This is a genomic window from Cellulophaga baltica 18 (genome assembly GCF_000468615.2).
Taxonomy (GTDB): Bacteria; Bacteroidota; Bacteroidia; order Flavobacteriales; family Flavobacteriaceae; genus Cellulophaga; species Cellulophaga baltica.
This window is the reverse complement of record NZ_CP009976.1, coordinates 4,266,353-4,287,248: the sequence shown is the minus strand read 5'-3', so window position 1 is coordinate 4,287,248 and position 20,896 is coordinate 4,266,353. Positions and strand designations below refer to the sequence as shown.

The following is a 20,896-nucleotide window of genomic DNA, read 5'->3' as shown; positions in this document are numbered from 1 at the left end:
TAAGCGGAATCTATAAGTCTCAATAGACTAAGAACTCACTACTCCTAAGGTATATAATTGTTCTAAGTTAGGCGTTTCACTACCTCCTGCAGGCTCTAATGTAATCCCAAAGGCCTCCGACTCATTAGGGTTATTTAAAGCAAATACTTTGGTATCCTCCGTCATAAAATCTTCCAATAGCCCCATACTCGTAGGAGTTAATGGGTTTAGTTTTAAAGACCATACTTGGTATACCATTCCGTCTGGCGGTTCTGGTAGCCCTTGGGCATCAATAAAGACTTTCTGCTCGGTCTTATTCCAATAGGCTTTTGCATAGGTATTAGGAGCTACGGCTTGCCCACCTAAGGCGACAACTTGGATGTTTTTATCCCGAATGGTGCTTAGTAATTCTTCTGTTTTTTCTAATGATGTTTTCGCTTCTTCAATTTTTTCTTCTAAAGTGCTATTTACTTGTGTAGAGTTGTCTAAATTAGATTTTAGCGTATTATTTTGGGTGTACATCCAAAATAGGCCTACGGCTAATAAAATAGATGCTGCCCACCCGATGTAAGCACTCCAATTTGTTTTCTCTGGTTGCAGTGTAATTACTTTTGGAGCTCCCGCTGCAGCTATTTTAGCTTGTACTTTTGCCAAATGAATTTGTGCACCTTCTTTAGGTGCAGCTGCTTTGGTCAATGTTAAAACGGTAGCTTCAATGGCTTTAATTTCGTTTTGTATTTCAGGGTATTCTGCTGCATACCTGGCGACATCTAAGTTTTCTACCTCAGATAAGATACCAGCAACGTAGAGTTCTAGAATGCCTGATGCTATATATTTTTCTGTATCCATGCTATATTGCTATGTTTCCCCTTATTTGTGCAATGCAACTTCTATTTCTTGTTTTTACCGTTCCTATAGGTATCTCAAGTTCTTCAGCAGCTTCCTTTTGCGTATATCCTTTAAAGTACAACAAGTCTATGATTTGAACACATTTTTCTTTGAGGTTCGTTAACAAGCTTTTTATACCAATGGTATCTACTTGCGTATTAAGGTCATTTTTGTCTTCTAGGATATGTACGAAAAAATCGGAAGATAGGTTTTGTTTGCTGTTTTTATGGGATTTAGAACGCACTTCATCAATTGCCGCATTACGTGCAATATTCAACATCCACGTAAAAAATCTGCCTTTAGAGATATTGTAACTCTCCGAATTATTCCATGCCTTTACAAATACATCTTGGCAAATTTCCTGAGCTATATCTGTATTCTTAACAATGTTAAAGATAACTCCACATATATTATCGGCATACATGCTGTAGAGCTTTTCAAAAGCCTTAGCATCTTTCATTCGGAACTTTTCTACTAATTCTTCTAATTCCATTGACTAGGTTTACAAATTAAAGATATATAAAAAAAGCTGCTCAAGAGCAGCTTTTAATTTTATTGTAGTGGTAGCTTCTTATTGGATAATACCGGCGCAACTTACGCGAGCACCAGCGTCTCCACTAGGTTGAGACGTAAAATCATCTACTCCTTGGTGAACAATTACTCCTTTACCGATAATGTTCTTGGTATCATCATCACAATCAATACACCATTCATCTGTACTAAATTCTACCTTGGCATTTCCATCTGTGTCTGCCATAAAGTTTCCAATATCACCTCTGTGATATCCCGCTTCATCACCCCATTTTCCATGTTGTTGGAATGTTGGGTTCCAATGGCCACCTGCAGATTTTCCATCAGCAGAAGAACAATCTGCCGTTTCATGAATATGAATAGCATGTTCTCCCTCAGATAATCCAGCTAATGTGGCCACCATCATGACTTCGCCTTCTTTTTCGGTAAAAGTAACTTCGCCTTTAACTTCAGAATCACTTTTAGGTTCTAAAGAAATGGTCATGGTTTTTTCTTCCATGGTATGATCCATCTCATTAGACTTGTCGTCCACGCTGTTTTCTATTTCCTCAGAAGTATCTTTAACTTCCTTTTTTGTGTCCTTGCAGCTATAAGATAAACTTATGGCAACAAGTGCTAGGGTACCTATTATTTTTTTCATGTGTTGTAGTTTTAATGTAGTGTTTTACTTAGTACACAAAACTAAACCTAGTAAAAGAAAAGAAGTGCTCTAATAGCGATTATTAGTAACGCAAATGAATTACCTTACTATTATTTCTTAACGAATAAGACATCACCTTTAATAGCTACCTCGTCCCAAGTTTTGCTAACCCCATCTTTACCTGTATGTAATGCTTCGCATACTTTGTTTAAAGATGCAACAGCATCCGTAGCGTTCCAATTCTTTAAATCCATTACCCCATTAAAGGTATAGCTTGTGCCAGAATTCATGGTCGTTTCTAATGGAATTGAGCTAGTTGCTCCGTTCATTTCAATTTCCAATGAACATGCTTCTCCATCCACCTTAAAAGTACCAGAAATTAGTTCTGTATTCTTCATAGCACCAAAAAAGAATTCTGTAATTTTTGGATCTCTTGTGCCAGTAGGATCATTTGTAAATAAGCTGCTTACAGGAATTCCAAATTCTAAACCATTTAAAGCTTCTAAAGCAGTAGCGGCAGGAGTAGCATTTTTAATATTGATAGCTTTAAAAGTCCCGCCAACAGGAAGTTTGTCTGTTGTTTTGTAAGCTGTAAAGCTCACTTTTGTAGAGTCTGAAACTATAGTATACATTTCTGTTGCAGTAACCGTTTCTTTTTCTTCTGAAGTAGTTTCTTTTTTAGCCTCTTTACAGCTGTAAGAGAACATACCTATTGCGAACGATAAAATTAAAAGTGTTTTTTTCATTACTGTAAATTTTTTATTTGATAGGATAAAATTACGCTTATTTTAGGGCGTATTCTAATTCAAACCCCACAGATTTCTGAATGATTTGTTATTTTTTCTTTCTTAAATCAGGACTGTAAAATATACCAACTTGTATGCGGTCATAATTAGCACCAGAAAAATGATTCTTTAGATATCCACCCTGTATCGCTAAATTTTCGGTAACGTTAACGCCTAGGGCACCATATAGTCTATTTTGACCAAAGGCATCATCTTGTAAATTAATAAAGACTTCATCGTACACATTCAAAAAGAAAATATCTGTTAGGGGTAAGGTTACTTGCAAACGGTACCGGGCCCTGTGCTGCGTAGCTGTTTCACCCATAGATTCCAAAAAGCGTTGTTCTAATCTATAGCGGTGTTCAAAATGAAATTCACCCACTTTATTCTTTAAAATAAATTGCTCAAAAATTCGATGCTCTTTGCTGTTTTCTTCATTAGGAAGTTCATCATAAGAGCCATCTGTTGTAATATAACCATAACCAAGCGTTGCTATAGCTTCAGGATTTATATGATAATTTAACCCAGTACGTAACAGTAGTTGATTAAAGTTGCTTGTCTTTTCATAATATCTAAACTGTGCTTCGGTATGGATACTTAGCTTATCGCTTACCTTATTGGTTCCAAAATACATATACCATGCCCCCCAATTATCTTCGCCTGTTTCTTGGGCATTGATAGCTGTTGTGGTAATTAAAATCGAAATAATACATAGAATTTTTTTCATAGCAAAAATGGTCAGGTTGAGTTTGGTCGAAACCTGACCGGTCTGTTTTAAATCCTCTCGACACTACTCAAGGAAAATATTAATTAATAGTAATTTCTTTAATAGCTTTAAAAGGAGAGTTATTTACTTGCTCCATACTTGTTTTGTAGCTTTTCCAATCGTCATTAAAAAATGCATTCGTCTTTTCTAAGGCCAATACTAATTCTTCTTTCGCAAAAGCCATCAAATTAGTTTCTGTAATGGTCATCCCCGTTTTTCTACTCCCAACATAGCCTCTTGCATTACCGATACGTTGCATAACTGTCATTTCAGGATTTCGGGTAATACCTTGTCGCTTGTCTTCTTTTCCGATATATAACGCTATTACATCCTCTATTTTCTTGATAATTTCTTTGGAGGCTTTAAGTTCTGCTTCGTATGTATCTTTGTCCAGTTCTTTTAATTCTTTCTGATATTTACGAGCCGTATTCTTACTTTCTACTAATTGTTTAACAGCATCTGCAGCCGTTTGCATATACGTTTCTATAGTTTTGGAGTGCGTATATACTTCATTGATAGATGCGGTAGAGGTTTCTATTCTAGGATCAGATTTTACATCTATGGTAGTTTCATTAGTTATCGCACCAAAAGACATTTTAATAGTATAGGTGCCAGGCTTAACATCCGTTCCACCAGCTTCGTTTTTACGCTTGCTGATTTTTCTAGAAGGTCTGTCTGGACCTTTTTCATCCATTCTCCAATAGATACGGTGGAATCCTGCTTTTTCCGGGGTTTTGTATTTTAAAGTTCTAATTAATCGGGTACCGTCATAAATATCAAACTGCACGGAATCTTTCTTTTGTACGCCAGTGAGTTCTTCTTTCTTTTCCGTTGCCTCATCTGCAGTATCATCATCGTCCTCTTTATCTGCCTTATCATCTTCGTCTTTATCCTCTTTTTTTCCAACGGATTTTTTCTTGCCTTCTTTTAGATAATAAGTAATCATGGCGCCAGATTTTTTGTTTTCACCATTGAACATAGCATCAGCTCCAAATCTACTGCCACTAGCTTGCTGGTACGCTGCTTGGTATGCTGTGGGCGGTGTAAATAATTGGGCGTCTTTTTGAAGAATAGTAGCGTCTGCAGCTAAGGCTCTTAAAGGGCGAATATCATCTAAAACCCAAGCAGCACGACCAAAAGTACCGATCACCAAATCATGTTCTCTTGGCTGTATCACTAAGTCTTTTGTAGAAACAGTAGGAAAACCTTCTGTCCATTTTTGCCATTTTTCGCCCGCATTTAAGGAAATATACAAACCGTCATCGGTTCCTAAAAACAATAGATTTGGATTTTCTAAATCCTCTACAATAGAAAGGGTATAGCTTTTAACATCAGTAGCATCTACAATACGTTCCCATGTTTTTCCGTAGTTTTTAGTACGATAAGCATAAGGAGTGTAATTAAACCTGCGGTAATCATTCGCTATTAAAAGTGCTTCTCCTTTATTTTTGTTCGATGCTTTTATTTGCGGAATCCAACTTCCTTTTGGTAAGCCTTTTATATTTGTAGTAACATCGGTCCAAGCAATTCCTCCATTTTGAGTAATGTGCACACGCCCGTCATCAGTACCAATCCATAACATGTCTTTTTCAAGCGGAGAAGGCTCAATAACAAGTATGGTACAGTGGTTTTCTGCCCCTGTGGCATCCATGGTTAATCCGCCGCTCTCATCTTGTTTTTGTTTTTCAGGATCGTTGGTCGTTAAATCTGTGGAAATAACACTCCACGTTAAACCTTTGTCGGTACTTTTATGTACAAACTGACTTCCAAAATAGACCGTACTTGTATCAAAAGGATCTTGCCCAATAGCAGAGTTCCAGTTAAAACGTAATTCAGTTTTAGCATCAGGAGGGGTAGGGCGCACTATGTAATTGTTGCCTGTTTCATGATCATAGCGCGATACATAACCCTGCTGACTCATAGCATACCCAAAGCGAGTATCTTCTAGATCTGGTACTACATCAAAACCATCTCCAAAAGCAATCTCTTGCCAGTAGCTGTTGCGGATACCTTGTGCTTTCCATACGTAAGCAGGACCTCTCCAAGAGCCGTTGTCTTGCATTCCTCCATAAACATTGTATGGGTATTCATTATCTGTATTGATGTGGTAAAATTGCGCTACAGGTATATTCCCCACAAAACGCCATGATTTTCCACCATCTTTGGTAATGTTCATTCCGCCGTCATTACCATCCATCATAAATTGGCCGTTTTTAGGATGAATCCACCACGCATGGTGATCTGGGTGAACTCCATTATCCACGCCGTAAGCCGGCATTAACTGGGTAAAGTTTTTACCTCCATCTACAGATACATTGATATAGGTGAACACAGAATAAATTCTGTTTTCATTTTGAGGATCTACATAGATTTCAGAATAATAAAACGGGCGGTTCCCAATATCTTCTTTATCGTTTATTTTTTTCCATTTGAAACCACCATCTTCAGATTTGTAAAGGGCATTCTTTTTTGATTCTATAAGGGCATAGACAATATTTGGCTTGCCAGGGGCTATCGCCACTCCAATTCTTCCAAGTTCGCCGGCAGGCAAACCATCTTCTTCTGCTAATTTTTTCCAGTTTTTACCACCATCATGGGTCATATACAAACCACTGCCTTCACCACCAGATTTGAAAAACCAAGGATCTCTTTTGTGCTCCCACATGGCAGCAATTAATTTATTTGGATTGGTAGGGTCCATCACCAAATCTGCAATACCTGATTTGTTATTGGTAAATAGTATTTTAGACCACGTAATTCCGCCATCGGTAGTTTTAAAAACACCACGTTCTGGGTGTTCTCCCCAAGGAGAACCAATAGCACCCACATAAACAATATCAGGGTTGGTGGGGTCAATTACAATTCTGTGAATATGTCTTGTTTTTTCCAAGCCCATAGATTTCCAGCTTTTTCCGCCATCTAGAGATTTGAAAATACCATAGCCACCATTTAAGCTATTTCTTGGGTTACCTTCTCCGGTACCCGCCCATAAAACCGATGGGTTACTCTGTTGAATGGCAACGGCACCAACAGAAGCAGTCACTTCTTTATCAAAAATAGGTTCCCACTTAATGCCTCCAGAAGTAGATTTCCAGAGTCCGCCAGAAGCGGTACCTACATACATAATCTCAGGATTGGAGTGTACAGCATCAATAGAAGTAACACGTCCGCTCATACCTCCTGGACCTATATTTCTTGGTTTTAGATCTTGAATCAGATCCATGGTAAAATCTTGTGCAAAAGTTGAAAATGAAGCAAGAAGCATCATTAGAAAAAGCAGTTTTTTCATCTGTCGTAGTTTAGGTTTAATTAGTCGGTTTAAATATACCAAAACCAAAAGGAAGAATTCTTAAAAAGATGTTAAGGAGAGTTGTGTAAACTATAGGAAATAAGGCTATTTCTTAATGAAAATGCCAAACAATTCACGGTCTTGTCTTGGTGGGATAGAGTTATAAGACGGTTGAAAAGTTTTTTCCGTAAAGAAAGGAGCCAGGTACGATAGGTACAACTTTTTATCGCCACCAAAAGGTCTCTTTTCTAAATCGTCCGTCAGTGGAATAGCAAACCAGAGTCCCACAAGTTTTCCTTTTTCTTTTAAGAGTGAAGCCATTTGCTGTGCATATGCAGAGCGGTTTTCAGCGGTAGGTACAAAGGAGCAGAAGAAGGTTTGTTCGATAATGATATCAAATTGCCCCTCAAATTCAAAAAAATTAGCGTGGTGCAAATGGGTATCTGGAAAAGTCGGATTTCTTTTTTTGAAGTCTTGTAAGGGAATTTCAGATATGTCTAGAATATGAACATTTGTAAAGCCTTTTTTAATCAGGTATTCTGCTTCATATCCATTCCCTGCACCAGGAATCAATAGCTTAATATTTTTATCTTCAAGCTGGTCAATATAGGTTTTAATAGGTGTAGCGGCAAAACCAATATCCCAACCTGTTTGTTTTTCTTTATAACGTGTAGTCCAGTATGATTCTTCTTGCTTAGACATTATTCTATTTTAATATTAAGAGTACAAAAAAAATATGTTTATCTTTTTAAAGCAAAGTGTCCAGTACTATTAATTTCTCCGTCAATTCCTTCAAATTTAAACCAATAGTCACTCGCTGGTAATCTTCGTCCATTGGAGTACCCATCCCATTCACCATTAATAGCATCAAATTGTGAGATAAGCTTGCCGTAACGGTCGTAAATCGTAACTATGCCCTCCAATAAAAATAGCTCTTGATTAAGCTTCCAAGTGTCATTAATGCCATCTGCATTTGGGGTGAAGAAATTTGGAAATTTTGATTTTATTGCTTCCTCAGAGTCTTCACAGGCTAATAAATCAATAGAAATTGTAAAACTAGATTCATCAGTACAAACACCAGATTTTGAGTAAATGTAAATAGTTTGCGTTTCAGTTATTCTGTCACCTTCATTTATCCTTGTTCCTTGTCCGTTACTTTCTGTAAAATAATTACTTGTGGTAAGGGGGGGTAATGTGTAAAATTCACATTCCGTTACATCCTCAAGTTGGTCTGCGGTTACAGGTTGCTCAATTGTTATCGTAAAACTAGTTTCATCAGCACAATTACCTATTCCTGCATGTATATAAATTGTCTGTGTTGTGTTAATAATATCTCCCTCTTGTAATTGTGTTCCACTAGCATTTGTAGCTGTAAAATAGTTGCTATCCGCATTCAATGGCGGTAAGGTATAATTTTCACAAGAAGTTACATCGGCATTGGTATCTGCTACCGCGGGTAAAGTAGTGATTAAATTAAAAGTACTTTCATCATAACATCCCCCTGTATCAGAAACTCTTACGGTGACTACTTGATTACTAGCTGTGGTGTTGGTATAACTACTGGTAAGGCTTAGAGGGTTGCCAAGGGCGTCAAAATAGGAAATAGTTAGACCCGTTTGTGAGCCAAAAGCTTGTGCCTCTATATCCGCAAGGTTTAAGGAAAAGGTAGCAAAGCCATCACCATCTAAATCACACGCTAATTTATCCTCTACAATATTTGCAATAGGACCAGTTGCATTTACGGTTAAAGTAATTGGATTGCGCTCTAAGGTAAGATCAGTAACAATGGTACTTGTAATTAAACACGTATATACTCCAGCGTCGGAAATAGCTACAGGGTATAATACTAAATCTGAATCAGTTGCACCAGTAATTGCCGTACCATCTTTGAGCCATTGATATACATTGGCGTTACCACTAACTACTGTAGAAAGTGTTATGGAAGACCCCGCGCAACTGCTTAAGTTTTGCGTATCATTTACACGTGCTTGAGGGTTGTCTGTGAAAGATAATAGAGTTTGGTCATAATAATTAAATTCATCTTCAAAGTCCCCGAATTGAAATCTATTATCATTGATTTGAAAAAAATCATTAGACCGAAATATATTTGAAAAATCAGGTAACCTTCCTTCAAATTCATTGTCCCTAAGAATTAATGTTTTTATGTTAACCCAATTACTAAATAGAGGGGAAATTTCTCCGCTAAAATTATTTTCGCCTACGTTAAAATATTCTAAGTTAATTAAATTAGCATAAGTTTCGGGGATTTCACCTGTAATTGAATTAAATTGAATATTAAAATTTTCAATATTTGTCCAGTTAGAGAATAGAACTGATAACTCTCCTGATAGTTGATTTCTAGATAAAACAAAACTTGTAAGATTTGACAAATTTGAATAGGTATCGGGTATTTCACCTGTCAATTGATTTGTACTTGCTTGAAAATAATTAATTAAACTCCAACTACTATACGATTGAGGTAAAGTTCCTGTAATTTGATTATTTGATACATTAAAGGAAATAATTTCAGTCATGTTAGATAAAGAGCTTGGTAAATTACCCGAAATTCGATTTTGAGACAAATTAAAATAAGCTACATTTATTAATTGCCCATATTCATCGGGTATTTCACCTGATATACTTGTTGCATATATTTCTAAATTTTCTAAATTTATTAGATCCTTGAGACTTATGGGTAGTATTCCACTTAAATTATTTGATCCTAACCTCAATTTTTTTAACCTAATTAACTTTCCGAATTCTTCGGGGATAGTTCCGGTGATAGAGTTATTGAAAAAAATAAACTCTTCTAAATTTACCAATTTCCCATATTCTGGATATAAATATCCCGTGAAAGGATTATTGCTTAACTGTAAGACTTTTAACTCAACCATATCAGTTAATTCAATTGGTATTTCACCGAAAAAATTATTACTATCGATGTCTAAAGTCTGTAAGTTACCAAGCATGGTAAGTTCGATTGGTAATTCACCATCAAGATCATTTTGATTTATTATAAGTGAGGTTAAATTTGTTAATTGTGATATTTGAGGAGGGAGTGTTCCAGAAAAATTATTTCTTCCTAAATTTAATACTCTTAGAGAATTTAAAAAGTATAGGCTAGGAGGGATAGTTCCTGATAGATTTTCTGCAGTTAAAACTAAGGATGTTAAGAAGGGAAAATCTCCAATCTCATTAGGCAAAGTGCCTGTTAAATTATTATTCCCAGTATTTACAAGTGTAGGATTCATATTAATACTAATAACATTCCCGCCAGAAATAGTAATTCCATACCAATCATTAGTCACTGGACCTGAAAAATCCCAATCATTTGTTGGGTCTGCATCTGTCTCACTAGTCCAATTACTACCACCTGTAGCTGTATAAAAAGCTTGTAATGCTGCTTTTTCAGCAGGGGTAACTTGAGCTTGAATTATACATGTAAGTAGTAAGGATAGTAGTAGGGTATATACTCTCATTAAAAATATAGGTTTATGGGCACTATTTTGATCAATCGAACTTGGAACTGTAGCTAAGATACATTTTAAATAACCATAACTATCTCATTTTATAAAAATTTAAAAACTCTGAATTGTTAATATAAGCTCATAATTACATCTGAAATAAGGCTAATTCCCTCTGTTTTTACCTATTTATATACCTTCTAATGCCTATAAAAATAAGAATAAAAACAGAGAAGCCTATAAAGAAGGGAACTATATAATGTTTTAGGCCAAGCACTAGCATTAAGGCTATTAATAGCAATTGAAAACCGAGACCAAAAGTAGAGACGGCCGTCATTAGCCAATTAGGGAGTTTACTACTTTTAACGGCATCTTGATCTAGGATGTAAATAATCTTATCAAAAGCACCATAGAGTGCCTTATACATAAAAAATAAGATGTTTACATTTTGCTGTTTTTCACCCGCTAAGGCTATGGGAGTGCTGTCTTCAAAAATACGACTTGTGGTATCTCCGTTGTGTTTGTTTCTCAAGATTACATAATAGTAATTGTATAAGGTTCCTTGCAGTTGAATTCCTATAAATGCTAAAAAGGCATACCCAAGTGACCCCTCTGTTATGTACCAGATGGTGCCAATTAATAAGAGATTTAATAGTATGTCAGAAACAGAATCAAGATAGCGGCCGGTATAGGAAGGTGTTTCTTTTATACGCGCCAGTTCACCATCTGCTGCATCTAGAATAGATTTAAGTATTAAGAAAAATGCGGTAGCCCAATAATAGTGATGAAAAATACATACAATAGCTATGAGTCCAGAAAAGACAAAAGCAATAGTTACATGAATGGGCGTAAAAGATGTTTTTTTTAAGGATTGAGCAATGATTCTAGCACATGGTCTTCCATAATCAGACAAGTCTAAAAACTGATTCTTCTGAGGTAATTTTGACATTTAAAGAGTCGCACTTGAGAAGAAAAACCAATAACGGAAACACGCTTGCTTAGTCCACTTCTCAAAGTGGTTGTCGCAAAAGTAACATTAATTTAACATTTTCTAAAAGTTTCCTTACGTTTTAACCCCCATCCTACCGCCTAGCCATGCCATTGGAATGTAAGCCACCAAAATATCTAAAATGGTAAACCATGTAGGGGATGGGAGCATATACGTATTTACGACTCCGCCTATCAAGAAAAAAACACCTATGATCAATGCTGCTTCTATGTGGCAGGTGACCGCTATTTTGGCCGTGATAAATGCACCTGCTAAAGTTCCTAGCGCATGAGCTAAGAAAGGCATTAAAAAATGTTTGGGGGTAAACAAATGCATGGATGCTTTTAGGCCTTCCATAGTAGTCACATCTACATCGGTTGGTGGGGGAATAATAAAACCGCTACTCATAATAATCCCCATATTTACCATACTACCGATGAGTATTCCAGCAGCTACTGCTAGAATATTCCTTAACGTCGGATTCATACAAATGGTTTTTTGGTTATTCTTTTATAAGGTACTGATTTTTTTACTAAAGAGGAAGGGAACATTCCTACTATCTGGCGTAGTAGGTTTATTTTTTAGTTGGATTTTTGTTAATGCTCCGCAAATCTACCAGTTATTCAATACGCATATTCTCAAGCGTTAAACGCAAGATGCTAGCTAATTCTCCTTCTACGGTTTCAGCAACAGCATTCATGGAGATATTTTTGCGAGGAGTTCGTATTGAAATGCCCGTAGTACTAATTTGATAGCTAGTGTTCTTATTCGTAAATGATAGGGTGTTTTTACTTTTATCGTAAACAAAGTTATCCTCGTAGAAAAGTTCTACTGTTTCCTCTCTATCCGTGAAGGCATAGTATAGACGATTTGAAAAAGCATGAATCAAACTCATTTTTTTGCCATTTTTAAATTGAAAGGAAAAAATGGTTTGTATGTCAAATCCACTATCGGGTAAAACGCTATACTTGGTTTCTACCATTTGATTATTTACCCGTTCTTTTTCTACATAATCTATCAACATACCATTAGGATTCATAGATTCTTCACTTATTTTAATAGCAATGGGTTTATTATCTTGGACTTTAAATTCAGAGAATTGATGCCAGCAACAACCACTTTTGGTCATGGTATGTATAGTTTTAGTTTTTTCCGCTATTTGAAACATGCCACAATATTCATAAGATAGTCTTGTAAATTCAGGACTGTGAACAAAAGTCTGATGCTCTTGCAGGTAAATTTGATAAGAGGGGCCGCCGTAGCAACTATTACGCCCATCCATAAAGGCAACGTCTTCTAGCCCGTCAAAATTAAAATCTTGAAAAATCAGAAAGTTTTGGCGGTCATAAGGCAATGAAATAGTATTGATTTTTTCTTCCGTATTATTGTCGGTTTCAATAATCAGTTCATCACTTTCTATAAATAGTACTTGTTTATCCGTAGAGGTATTCACAATAGAAAAGCTTCCTTTTTTAAATGTATCATTTTCAAACCCTTGTTCAATTGCTATAGTAGCATTATAGGTGCTCGAAAAATCACTTATCGTATAGTTGCGTTGTGCTAAGGTTAATACCGGTAGCATTCCGAGAAGTAGTAGTAAACGTTTTTTCATTTTGGCGGTGCAAGTTTAGAGGGCAGACAGTAATCCGTCAATTCTTATTCTATAATTAAATGTACTTGGTAGATTTTGCTCAGGCCATTTTTACTATCTTCTAAATAGGTTTTAAATGCAGCCATTGATTCAAATTCTCTAGGCATAAGTGTATTTCGTTTGCTGGTAAAATATAATTGCTGCTGTTGTGCATCATAAAAAGGGCAATAGTCCATGTATTTAGTATTGATAGGAATTCCTAGATTCTTTGCTTTTTGCCAGACGCCATTACGGTCTTTTTTTGCAAGATAAAGATCGCCACTTCCTTGCCCGTCAGCTTCGTTGTATCTAGAAAAGATTATAAAATCTTCCTCCTCAGCAATGAAGGCATTAAATTCATAGCCAGCGCTATTAATGTTTTCATTCAATAAAACGGGTTTAGAATACTTGCCATTTTCCCAAGTGCACAGGTACAGATCGTCTTCACCTAAACCTTCGGGGGCTACCATGGTAAAATATAAATTATTGTTCTTACTTACAGAAGGGTAAAATTCATCTAAGGCAGAATTTACAGGAGCTCCTAGATTTTTAGGACTAGACCATTCTGCGGTGTTATTTTTTCGATCTACATACCAAATATCAAAATCTTTTTTTTCGTTAGTAGTGTTTTCTAAAGGCCGGTCTGAAACGAAAAATAACCTGTTATTATCATAGGAAAGAAAAGGTTCTAGGTATTTGTAAGCAGCATTAAAAGGTAGTAATTCTGGCGCAGACCATCCCTTTTTTTCTTTTTTAATATAGGCGAGTTGTGAGAGTTCTTGACCAGGGCTCTGTACTGTAAAAAAAGCCTCTTGTCCGTCTTTTGAAAGGCAAAAATCACGTACGTTCGTAAATTCATTCAATACCGCATCAAATGGAGTGATAGCAGCTTCTGTCTGCGCAAAAAGTGCTGAGGTTATAAAGAGAGATAGTATAAAGAGTCCGTTGTTCATCATGCTTTAAAGGTAACGGTTTTGTCTCATTTGGTCTCTGCAAATTAAGATTAGCCAAGGAGTACTTTCCCTCTTTAGCATAGTGGCACTAGCAGTATAGCGCTGTAGAGGCACTATAGAACGGTTATTTTAATTTAAGGATGCTAATTTTTCCTGCGGCATACAATTCTGATAAGGATACTTTTTTTCCTTCAAAGACAGGTAAAGAACCATCAAAGGTGATTCCTTTTTCGGTAATAAATCTATAATTATCACGGTCTTGAAGAATCCCCAGATTATCTATCGTTAAAGCTACTTTTTCAACATAACTAATGGCATTTAGTTTATAAGCTTCTTCTAAGGTAATTGGATTGTCTAAATAAGAAAAGAACAATTTTGTACCACCACCAGGCTTGCCAAACCAAGGCATTGCTTCTCCTGATTTTATTTTTATGCCCTCGGGAATTTGATTGATAGTAAATACCTGTTTTTCAAAACTATCAAATTCATCAGGAAGGGATTTTCGCTCAAAAGGTTCCTTTTCGTACCAAAAATAAACTGCTTGGTTCTGCCATGAAGGATCATGTTTGTCTTCTAACGCGTCTGGGTTGTGGTAATGCATTAGAAGATCTGCACCTAGATTAAAGGTGAGGATGGACTCATTAATCAACCAATCAAATTTTTCAGAATCAAATTTCATAGTATACTTTCAATGTTTTAAGTGTGCAACCACGCTTTATTAATGATAAAACTATCCTTTTAAAGCTGTAGTTGCTATAAAAATAGAAAAATTCGGGAGATATGATCAACTACTGGTAAACGAGTTTCTTCCAAATTTCCCTATACTCTTGTTACTTATCAGCCTTTTTAATTTAGCTCTTCATGAGTTCTATTAAAGCTTTATCTACATGATGCGTACAAGCAATTTTAATTCTCTTTTCTTCTTTTTCTAAAGTATTCGCAGAAATTTCAGTGCTATAATTTTGATTAGAGATTTTTTTAATCAGCTTATTATTTTTGAAATAAAAGTGATTTTCTATTTTAGCTAAGGCTTCATCTTTAGGAGATTCTTTTTCTATAACCAGAATGGTCTCCATAGTCTCACTCATGTAGATTTCAAAGTCGTTTTTTGTGGTTTCATCCTCATTTTTTACAGCAATTAATATAGGGATACTTTCTGCAGAATTATAAACGGTTAAATGCTCATTACCATTTACCACATTAAGTTTAAAACCTGGATGCTCTTGCCAAAAGGCATAATCTATTTGTTCGTAGATATCAATAATGGCTTTAATTTCCGGAGAAACTTCATTCTTATAAGAAAAATTGTTTTGGGGCCCGAGAGCTTCAAGAGCGGCTAGTTTTTCTAGTGCTTTATCTCTTTTATTTAGTTCTTCCTGTACAGATTTTAATGGTATGTTTTGTTTTGGTGCTTGCTCATTACATGAGAATGCTAATGCAAGGCATGATAGTAGTAGGGTTTTTTTAATCATTGGTTCATTAATTTGGGGTGTGGTTCTTAGTGTATGATTTCTAGGTTTGTGGTTTCTTTTAAAGTATTAATCTTAGCTATAGAAATAGGGTTGTTGCTAAGAATAATTGTGGTTAAACTGTCCATTTTTGAGAGTTGAGTGAGGTCTATCTCCGTAATATTATTGTAGGTAAAGTCTATCCGCTTTAGATTTTTCATCTTCCAAACAATTTCAGGAATCTGGTTGAGGTAATTATTACTAAAATCTGCCGAAACATAGTCTTGTAATTTTTCTTCTCCAGTAATCCTTAGACTAGTTTCTAATTGTTTTAGAGTACTCGTTGTGCTAGAGGTCATGGTGTAGTCTCCTGTACTAAGCGTTTTAGAAACTAAAGTAAATTGGTCTGTTTTGTTATTGTATTCGTTTCCTAGGTTGGGTTTTACATAGAATTGAAACAAAATGAAGCCCCCGAAAATAATAAGTCCTATTCCTAAAAAGCCATAAAAAATTCTAGCACCATCTACGCCTAAGACATTTTGAATAATTCTATGTTTTAGTTTTCGATGCGAATAGTCTTTATGCTTATTTTTAATAGAAGCATAGATGGTATAGCCACCAGCGAGTAGTGCAATTATGGCGAGTAGTAGTATGACGGTTTTGGGTTCCATAAATTATAATTCTAAGACCATGGCATCAAATTATGAGACACTAGTCGGTTTAACAACTAGGAAGGTCCTAATGGATGCACTATAATTTTAACGCAAAACTTCGGATAAAATTCTAAGCAAGAGGTTATTTTATAAGGGTATCTATTGGGAATAATTTTCTAAATCGTTCCGGAAAAGCGGCTGTTAAGATTATTTCTTTTTTCGTAAACGGATGAAGGAACTGCAAGGAATAGGCGTGTAGGTACATGCCTTTGCCTTTTAAGATTAAAGATGCTGTGCCATAGTCTTTATCTCCTAAGATAGGGTTTCCGATGCTAGCGAGGTGTTTGCGCAATTGATGCCTTCGTCCTGTTTTAGGATCTAACTGTACCAAATTAAGGGTGCCAAAGCGTTCAGAAGGTGCTGATGCTATTACGGAGTATGTAGAGCAAGATGGTTTTTCATCTATCGTAGTGCTTATTTCTCCTTCCGCATTTATAGTCCCTATGGTTACGGCATAGTAGGTTTTAGCTACTTTTTTATCTTCAAACATTTTGTTTAAAGCACGGATACTACTGCTTGTTTTTCCAGTTAATAAAATACCAGTGGTAGCATAATCTAAACGATGCACCGGTTGTGGTTTTGTCGCATCAGAGAGCTTGCTAGGACTAAGGTTTTGCCCCAGGGCATTCGCAATGGTTTTAAAGCTATTACCGCTTACTAAAATACCTGCGGGTTTGTGTATAATGGCCAAATAATCATCTTCAAATAATACCTTTAAGGGGAAAATTAATGTTTTGCTGGCAGAAGTTTCTTCTGGAATGTATAATGCTATGTGCTCGCCGCCATGAATAAAGGTAGCGGTAGTTGCTAGGGTACCATTAATAGTAAGGTGCTTTTTTTTAATCGCTTTTTTTAAAGCAGATTTGGTCATGGCAGCACTGAATATACCCACGCCGTATTCTTGAAACCGAATAGGAGTAGCGCGTGGTGGGACGGTATGGGTTTCTGTTGGTTTGATAATTTAATTAACCGTTAGATTCATTTACTTTATAGACATAATTTGTAATGCTGTTTACACAGCATATTGCAAATATAAGATCAGCAAAAGTATCGTTTTTAATATCAATTTCGGTTGTTCTAATCCTTCCGATAAATTTAGAATTGCAAGATAGCATTAATCCAAAACCATTAGGGGTTAAAGGTACTTTAAGATTCTTGTCTTCATAGTATGGTTTATCGGAGGTAGCTATACATTTTATGGGATTGATAAATCTCCAATGCTCCTCTTTTTCAGTATCGATAATATCAAAATCTAAATAATTATTTCCTTGTAGGGTGATTTTTTTATGGTGAAAGTCTAGCACAAATAGCTTTTCTTTTAAGTTCTGCTTTGAAATGTTCAGAGAAGCTATTTCCTTATTAAATTCATTAGTGATTTCAATTCGTTTCAAATTTCTAAGAAAGAAATTGTCATATACCAATTTAAGATTAAAGTGATGTAAATCGTTTAATGCTATAAAATCTGACATCGTAGGGTGTGTATGAATGGATATCGTTTTTTTGAGTAGAATTAAATGAGATAAAGCTTACTTTTCAATTACTTTCAGCATTACAAACTAAAAATCAAAAGCAGATTACAGTTTAGGAATTAGGTGCATCTTGAGCCAAATTTTCGTCATCAAGTACCATTTCATGTGCTACATTTTCGTGTAAATCCTTTAACAACGAATACGTGAAAGCCATATTATTTTCTTTACTTCGTCTTGCCCAAAAACAGTAGGTATTAATAAGTCTACTGTCTACAGTAGACCTAGTGTTTTCATAATAGGTAGTGTAGTTTTCATCACTTAAAATCGCTCTAATTTCATCAGAATTTTTTTCTGAAATTGTATTTTGAAAGGCTTCATAACTTTCTTCATAATCGTATTCATTTGTAGCATTTTCGGCTATTTCATAAATAGTGGATAAAAAATCTTTATCATCTTTTATATCTTCATACGATAATAATAGGCCTTTAACTGCAGCATAAGCACCAGAAGCTTTATACAGGTTATTTTTTCTTAATAAAGAATATGCCATTTCTTTTAGTTCTGGAGTACACAACTTTTCTAAGGATTCAGGACTTCTATCAATTTTAGATACCATATGAACAACAAAACTTGATTCAGAATTAAAGATGTCTAGGACATCATGAGAGGCAGGGTAGAGTACGCTACTATTTTCAATACCTCTATACACATCATATTCTTTAAGATTAAAGTCATCAAAGAAATATTGAACTAGCTTTCTATTGTTTAAAGAAAACCAAGAAGTGCCTTCCAAAAGAAATAAAAGCTTATCCTTATCCAGATAATAGGTCTCTCGTTCATTCTTGAAATAATCTTGAAATCCAATCAAGCCCTGATTAAAATTCTTTAAGGAATCTATTAGTACTTGTTGGTCTTTGGTTTCTTGTTTTAGCTTAGCTATTTCGGCTTTGGTTGCTTTAGATTGGCAGGAGAGTAGGACGAAAACGATTAATAAAGTAACACTTATTTTTTTTATCATTTTTTGGGGGCTATTAGAGTTATGGGGTTTTGCACCACAAGGATCTCCTAATCTTAACGTAGCGTAGAAAAAAATAGTATATGATGCATTTTAGCACTTCCAAAGTTTCAACGCAATTAGATGCTTAGCCGTTAGAACTCAACTTTGGTAATTTAAAGCCTGTTATTTTATTTAATTTATATACCATATCGTTTTAACATTCTCTAATTTTGTCGCTCAACATATTTATTGCTTCATGGTACAGTACAACCCCAAAGATTGGATAACATTTATTTTTAGATTTCACAAATCAGATACCTTTAGAAAACTCATCCCTATGATGATTTTTATTGGCCTGTATACCTATGGCGTGGGGTACTTAGAATTAGAATACTGGAACTTGTCTAGTAAAAACCATTTATCCAACATCACGGTGATGCATAGTATGTTGGGGTTTGTGATATCTTTATTGTTAGTATTTAGAACTAATACGGCATATGACCGTTGGTGGGAAGGCAGAAAATTATGGGGAGCTTTAGTGAATAATAGTAGAAATTTAGCGCTTAAATTAAGTGTTATTTTAAAAAATGATCACGATCGGTTTTATTTTAAGCGCACCATACCAAGTTACGCCTCTATGTTAGTGAAGCATTTAACGGATAAAGAAACAGGCTTACAACTTTATGATGATTTAGACTTAAAAATTGATCACCATAAACACCGCCCTAACCAAGTGGCAAGAATGATTTACCAGAAGGTATATGATTTGTATGAGCAGAAAGTCATTACGGGCGACCAGCTTATTGTTTTAAATAGCGAAGTGCAATCCTTTACGGACATATGTGGCGCTTGCGAACGGATTAAAAATACCCCTATCCCATATTCGTACAGTGCCTTTATTAAAAAGTTTATCTTTTTCTATGTGATGACCCTACCTTTCGGCTATGTATTTAGTTTAGGGTATTACGCTATTCCAGTAGTTATTTTTGTGTTTTATGTATTAGCAAGTTTAGAGTTAATTGCAGAAGAAATTGAAGATCCGTTTGGGTTTGATGCCAATGATTTACCGATTAAAAAAATAGCGGAGAATATTGAAAAACACGTGGGAGAGCTGCTTTAGAAGGAGTTTTTTTAGTGAAGTAGTTCTGCTAATTCAAAGTTTTTTGGTGCGCGCTCAGAGTTTATAAACTGATTAGCACTTATATATAACGTAGCAAGTAAGGTACCATGTAGTGTTATTTTATAAATAGCAATAGGGGTTTCTATAAGAGGCGTATTGGTGATACCTACTTTTTTATAAGCAACTTTTTTACCCTCTATAGTTCTTAATCTTTTTAAATACGTAGCAATTTCTAATTCAGATTTTACGGGAATAGGGTTCGATGCTTGGTACCCAAATTCTCCATAATCAGCTGTGGTAGTTTCTTCTTCAGATGTTGACATTTCAGTCATCATTTTAAATAGCGGATTTTCCTCAATTTCTTCCATAATATTTTTCGATTTCTTCTTTGGTTTGGAATTGAATAATTTCGAAATAATGAGGACAACAATTACAACTAATACGATGATAAAAATTCTTTTCATAGTCTGATTGTATACAGTAGCTAACGTTTATTATGTTATAAATAGTGTATTAAGATTGATGCTAGGGTCTTTACGTTTCACAGAGTTCCTCTGATACACAATAGTAACGGCATTACAGCACTTTCTTTACTCCAACGGCAACTCCAAAAGAATGATTAAATAAACTCTCACCTTCTGCTCTGATGATTTTGCTCCAGCCTCTATCTATACCACCCACTACTTCTAGAAATAGCTTATTTTTTACATTATACTTCACGCCAAGGCCAAAATTAGAACTCAAGTCAGACGTGCTGCGCAAGTCATCTTTAATGTCATTACCCATTTGTGTAGCAGATATAGTATAGCTGATGCCTGGACCTATTGCAATGAAAGGTCTCAGTTTATTTTCTTTCATTAGATAATACCGCAGTATTAAGGTGAGGCTGATATATTCAAGCTTTGTTCTAAGACCATCTATGCCGGAGCTAAGTTTTTCTTCTTCCTCAAAATTACCACCACCTTTCCCAATGTAGCCTAGTGAGCCCTCTAGAGACCACCGCTCAGATAACCTATATTCTGTGGTAAAACTGATAATAGGTCTTAGTAGTTTTTCGGTACTAGACTCGGCATATTTCAATTTGGTACTATTTAAACCGGCTCTTGCTCCTAATTCAAAGTTTTGAGCATGAAGCGAAGCGGAAATTAAGGTGAAAAGTGCTAGGAGTAGAGTTTTTTGCATTTTTTAATTTATATCTTTTAATTTATAGGAATTGTGATTTATTAATTACCGAAT

Annotated in this window: 21 protein-coding genes; 1 reads left to right on the top strand and 20 read right to left on the bottom strand. The window is 35.4% G+C overall.

What is annotated here, in order from left to right; all coding sequences use genetic code 11:
• Positions 1-27: 27 nt before the first annotated feature.
• The 18 genes from M666_RS18530 to M666_RS18445 all read right to left on the bottom strand — a co-directional run bounded on the left by M666_RS18530 (position 28) and on the right by M666_RS18445 (position 18,561).
• Positions 28-828, bottom strand: a complete 801-nt coding sequence (locus M666_RS18530) for an anti-sigma factor (protein ID WP_029445672.1) — start codon at positions 826-828, stop codon at positions 28-30.
• Position 829: 1 nt separating this feature from the next.
• A complete protein-coding gene (locus M666_RS18525; RefSeq protein WP_029445673.1) occupies positions 830-1,360 on the bottom strand; it encodes an RNA polymerase sigma factor in 531 nt (176 codons plus the stop codon).
• A gap of 78 nt (positions 1,361-1,438) precedes the next feature.
• A complete protein-coding gene (locus tag M666_RS18520) occupies positions 1,439-2,038 on the bottom strand; it encodes a superoxide dismutase family protein (RefSeq protein ID WP_029445674.1) in 600 nt (199 codons plus the stop codon).
• 110 nt (positions 2,039-2,148) lie between these two features.
• Positions 2,149-2,784 (bottom strand): hypothetical protein, encoded by a 636-nt coding sequence (locus tag M666_RS18515; protein WP_029445675.1) that lies wholly within the window; start codon positions 2,782-2,784, stop codon positions 2,149-2,151.
• 88 nt (positions 2,785-2,872) lie between these two features.
• Positions 2,873-3,550, bottom strand: a complete 678-nt coding sequence (locus tag M666_RS18510; RefSeq protein ID WP_029445676.1) for a DUF2490 domain-containing protein — start codon at positions 3,548-3,550, stop codon at positions 2,873-2,875.
• A 79-nt stretch (positions 3,551-3,629) separates the two neighbouring features.
• On the bottom strand, positions 3,630-6,878 hold the full coding sequence (locus tag M666_RS18505; RefSeq protein WP_029445677.1) for a WD40/YVTN/BNR-like repeat-containing protein: 3,249 nt from the start codon (positions 6,876-6,878) through the stop codon (positions 3,630-3,632).
• Positions 6,879-6,983: 105 nt separating this feature from the next.
• Positions 6,984-7,580 (bottom strand): methyltransferase domain-containing protein, encoded by a 597-nt coding sequence (locus tag M666_RS18500; protein WP_029445678.1) that lies wholly within the window; start codon positions 7,578-7,580, stop codon positions 6,984-6,986.
• 38 nt (positions 7,581-7,618) lie between these two features.
• Positions 7,619-10,357 carry a T9SS type B sorting domain-containing protein gene (locus M666_RS18495; RefSeq protein WP_029445679.1) on the bottom strand — a complete coding sequence of 913 codons (2,739 nt, stop codon included), beginning with the start codon at positions 10,355-10,357 and terminating at the stop codon, positions 7,619-7,621.
• Positions 10,358-10,523: 166 nt separating this feature from the next.
• Entirely contained in the window at positions 10,524-11,291 is a 768-nt protein-coding gene (locus M666_RS18490; protein ID WP_029445680.1) for a CDP-alcohol phosphatidyltransferase family protein, read from the bottom strand.
• A 114-nt stretch (positions 11,292-11,405) separates the two neighbouring features.
• Positions 11,406-11,816 carry a hypothetical protein gene (locus M666_RS18485; protein ID WP_029445681.1) on the bottom strand — a complete coding sequence of 137 codons (411 nt, stop codon included), beginning with the start codon at positions 11,814-11,816 and terminating at the stop codon, positions 11,406-11,408.
• Positions 11,817-11,949: 133 nt separating this feature from the next.
• Entirely contained in the window at positions 11,950-12,942 is a 993-nt protein-coding gene (locus M666_RS20115) for an XAC2610-related protein (RefSeq protein ID WP_029445682.1), read from the bottom strand.
• A 44-nt stretch (positions 12,943-12,986) separates the two neighbouring features.
• Positions 12,987-13,916, bottom strand: coding sequence for a TolB-like translocation protein (locus tag M666_RS18475; RefSeq protein WP_024479767.1), 930 nt, complete (start codon positions 13,914-13,916; stop codon positions 12,987-12,989).
• 121 nt (positions 13,917-14,037) lie between these two features.
• A complete protein-coding gene (locus tag M666_RS18470) occupies positions 14,038-14,592 on the bottom strand; it encodes a glycohydrolase toxin TNT-related protein (protein ID WP_029445683.1) in 555 nt (184 codons plus the stop codon).
• A 172-nt stretch (positions 14,593-14,764) separates the two neighbouring features.
• Positions 14,765-15,385: a hypothetical protein gene (locus tag M666_RS18465; RefSeq protein ID WP_029445684.1), complete on the bottom strand. Its 621-nt coding sequence runs from the start codon at positions 15,383-15,385 to the stop codon at positions 14,765-14,767.
• A 26-nt stretch (positions 15,386-15,411) separates the two neighbouring features.
• On the bottom strand, positions 15,412-16,032 hold the full coding sequence (locus tag M666_RS18460) for a leucine-rich repeat domain-containing protein (RefSeq protein WP_029445685.1): 621 nt from the start codon (positions 16,030-16,032) through the stop codon (positions 15,412-15,414).
• Between the two features lie 124 nt (positions 16,033-16,156).
• Positions 16,157-16,966 carry an RluA family pseudouridine synthase gene (locus M666_RS18455; protein ID WP_039326038.1) on the bottom strand — a complete coding sequence of 270 codons (810 nt, stop codon included), beginning with the start codon at positions 16,964-16,966 and terminating at the stop codon, positions 16,157-16,159.
• Positions 16,967-17,039: 73 nt separating this feature from the next.
• Positions 17,040-17,543: a hypothetical protein gene (locus M666_RS18450; protein WP_029445687.1), complete on the bottom strand. Its 504-nt coding sequence runs from the start codon at positions 17,541-17,543 to the stop codon at positions 17,040-17,042.
• Positions 17,544-17,655: 112 nt separating this feature from the next.
• The gene (locus M666_RS18445) at positions 17,656-18,561 is read right to left on the bottom strand and encodes a hypothetical protein (RefSeq protein ID WP_029445688.1); all 906 of its coding nucleotides are present in this window, start codon (positions 18,559-18,561) and stop codon (positions 17,656-17,658) included.
• Positions 18,562-18,796: 235 nt separating this feature from the next.
• Between M666_RS18445 and M666_RS18440 the strand changes: the two genes are divergently transcribed.
• Positions 18,797-19,660, top strand: coding sequence for a bestrophin family protein (locus M666_RS18440; protein ID WP_029445689.1), 864 nt, complete (start codon positions 18,797-18,799; stop codon positions 19,658-19,660).
• Positions 19,661-19,671: 11 nt separating this feature from the next.
• On the opposite strand, the gene M666_RS18435 is transcribed toward M666_RS18440, so the two are convergent.
• On the bottom strand, positions 19,672-20,124 hold the full coding sequence (locus tag M666_RS18435; protein ID WP_151198090.1) for a hypothetical protein: 453 nt from the start codon (positions 20,122-20,124) through the stop codon (positions 19,672-19,674).
• Between the two features lie 112 nt (positions 20,125-20,236).
• Complete coding sequence (locus M666_RS18430) at positions 20,237-20,842, bottom strand: porin family protein (protein WP_029445691.1); 606 nt, start codon at positions 20,840-20,842, stop codon at positions 20,237-20,239.
• Positions 20,843-20,896 lie beyond the last annotated feature (54 nt).

What these genes read in the sequence shown, in the direction of transcription:
- M666_RS18435 (WP_151198090.1), bottom strand. Translation starts at nt 20,124, where the DNA reads ATGAAAAGAATTTTTATCATCGTATTAGTTGTAATTGTTGTCCTCATT.
- M666_RS18430 (WP_029445691.1), bottom strand. Translation starts at nt 20,842, where the DNA reads ATGCAAAAAACTCTACTCCTAGCACTTTTCACCTTAATTTCCGCTTCG.
- M666_RS18445 (WP_029445688.1), bottom strand. Translation starts at nt 18,561, where the DNA reads ATGATAAAAAAAATAAGTGTTACTTTATTAATCGTTTTCGTCCTACTC.
- M666_RS18450 (WP_029445687.1), bottom strand. Translation starts at nt 17,543, where the DNA reads ATGTCAGATTTTATAGCATTAAACGATTTACATCACTTTAATCTTAAA.
- M666_RS18500 (WP_029445678.1), bottom strand. Translation starts at nt 7,580, where the DNA reads ATGTCTAAGCAAGAAGAATCATACTGGACTACACGTTATAAAGAAAAA.
- M666_RS18495 (WP_029445679.1), bottom strand. Translation starts at nt 10,357, where the DNA reads ATGAGAGTATATACCCTACTACTATCCTTACTACTTACATGTATAATT.
- M666_RS18440 (WP_029445689.1), top strand. Translation starts at nt 18,797, where the DNA reads ATGGTACAGTACAACCCCAAAGATTGGATAACATTTATTTTTAGATTT.
- M666_RS18505 (WP_029445677.1), bottom strand. Translation starts at nt 6,878, where the DNA reads ATGAAAAAACTGCTTTTTCTAATGATGCTTCTTGCTTCATTTTCAACT.
- M666_RS18485 (WP_029445681.1), bottom strand. Translation starts at nt 11,816, where the DNA reads ATGAATCCGACGTTAAGGAATATTCTAGCAGTAGCTGCTGGAATACTC.
- M666_RS18515 (WP_029445675.1), bottom strand. Translation starts at nt 2,784, where the DNA reads ATGAAAAAAACACTTTTAATTTTATCGTTCGCAATAGGTATGTTCTCT.
- M666_RS18520 (WP_029445674.1), bottom strand. Translation starts at nt 2,038, where the DNA reads ATGAAAAAAATAATAGGTACCCTAGCACTTGTTGCCATAAGTTTATCT.
- M666_RS18525 (WP_029445673.1), bottom strand. Translation starts at nt 1,360, where the DNA reads ATGGAATTAGAAGAATTAGTAGAAAAGTTCCGAATGAAAGATGCTAAG.
- M666_RS18530 (WP_029445672.1), bottom strand. Translation starts at nt 828, where the DNA reads ATGGATACAGAAAAATATATAGCATCAGGCATTCTAGAACTCTACGTT.
- M666_RS20115 (WP_029445682.1), bottom strand. Translation starts at nt 12,942, where the DNA reads ATGAAAAAACGTTTACTACTACTTCTCGGAATGCTACCGGTATTAACC.
- M666_RS18465 (WP_029445684.1), bottom strand. Translation starts at nt 15,385, where the DNA reads ATGATTAAAAAAACCCTACTACTATCATGCCTTGCATTAGCATTCTCA.
- M666_RS18475 (WP_024479767.1), bottom strand. Translation starts at nt 13,916, where the DNA reads ATGATGAACAACGGACTCTTTATACTATCTCTCTTTATAACCTCAGCA.
- M666_RS18470 (WP_029445683.1), bottom strand. Translation starts at nt 14,592, where the DNA reads ATGAAATTTGATTCTGAAAAATTTGATTGGTTGATTAATGAGTCCATC.
- M666_RS18510 (WP_029445676.1), bottom strand. Translation starts at nt 3,550, where the DNA reads ATGAAAAAAATTCTATGTATTATTTCGATTTTAATTACCACAACAGCT.
- M666_RS18460 (WP_029445685.1), bottom strand. Translation starts at nt 16,032, where the DNA reads ATGGAACCCAAAACCGTCATACTACTACTCGCCATAATTGCACTACTC.
- M666_RS18490 (WP_029445680.1), bottom strand. Translation starts at nt 11,291, where the DNA reads ATGTCAAAATTACCTCAGAAGAATCAGTTTTTAGACTTGTCTGATTAT.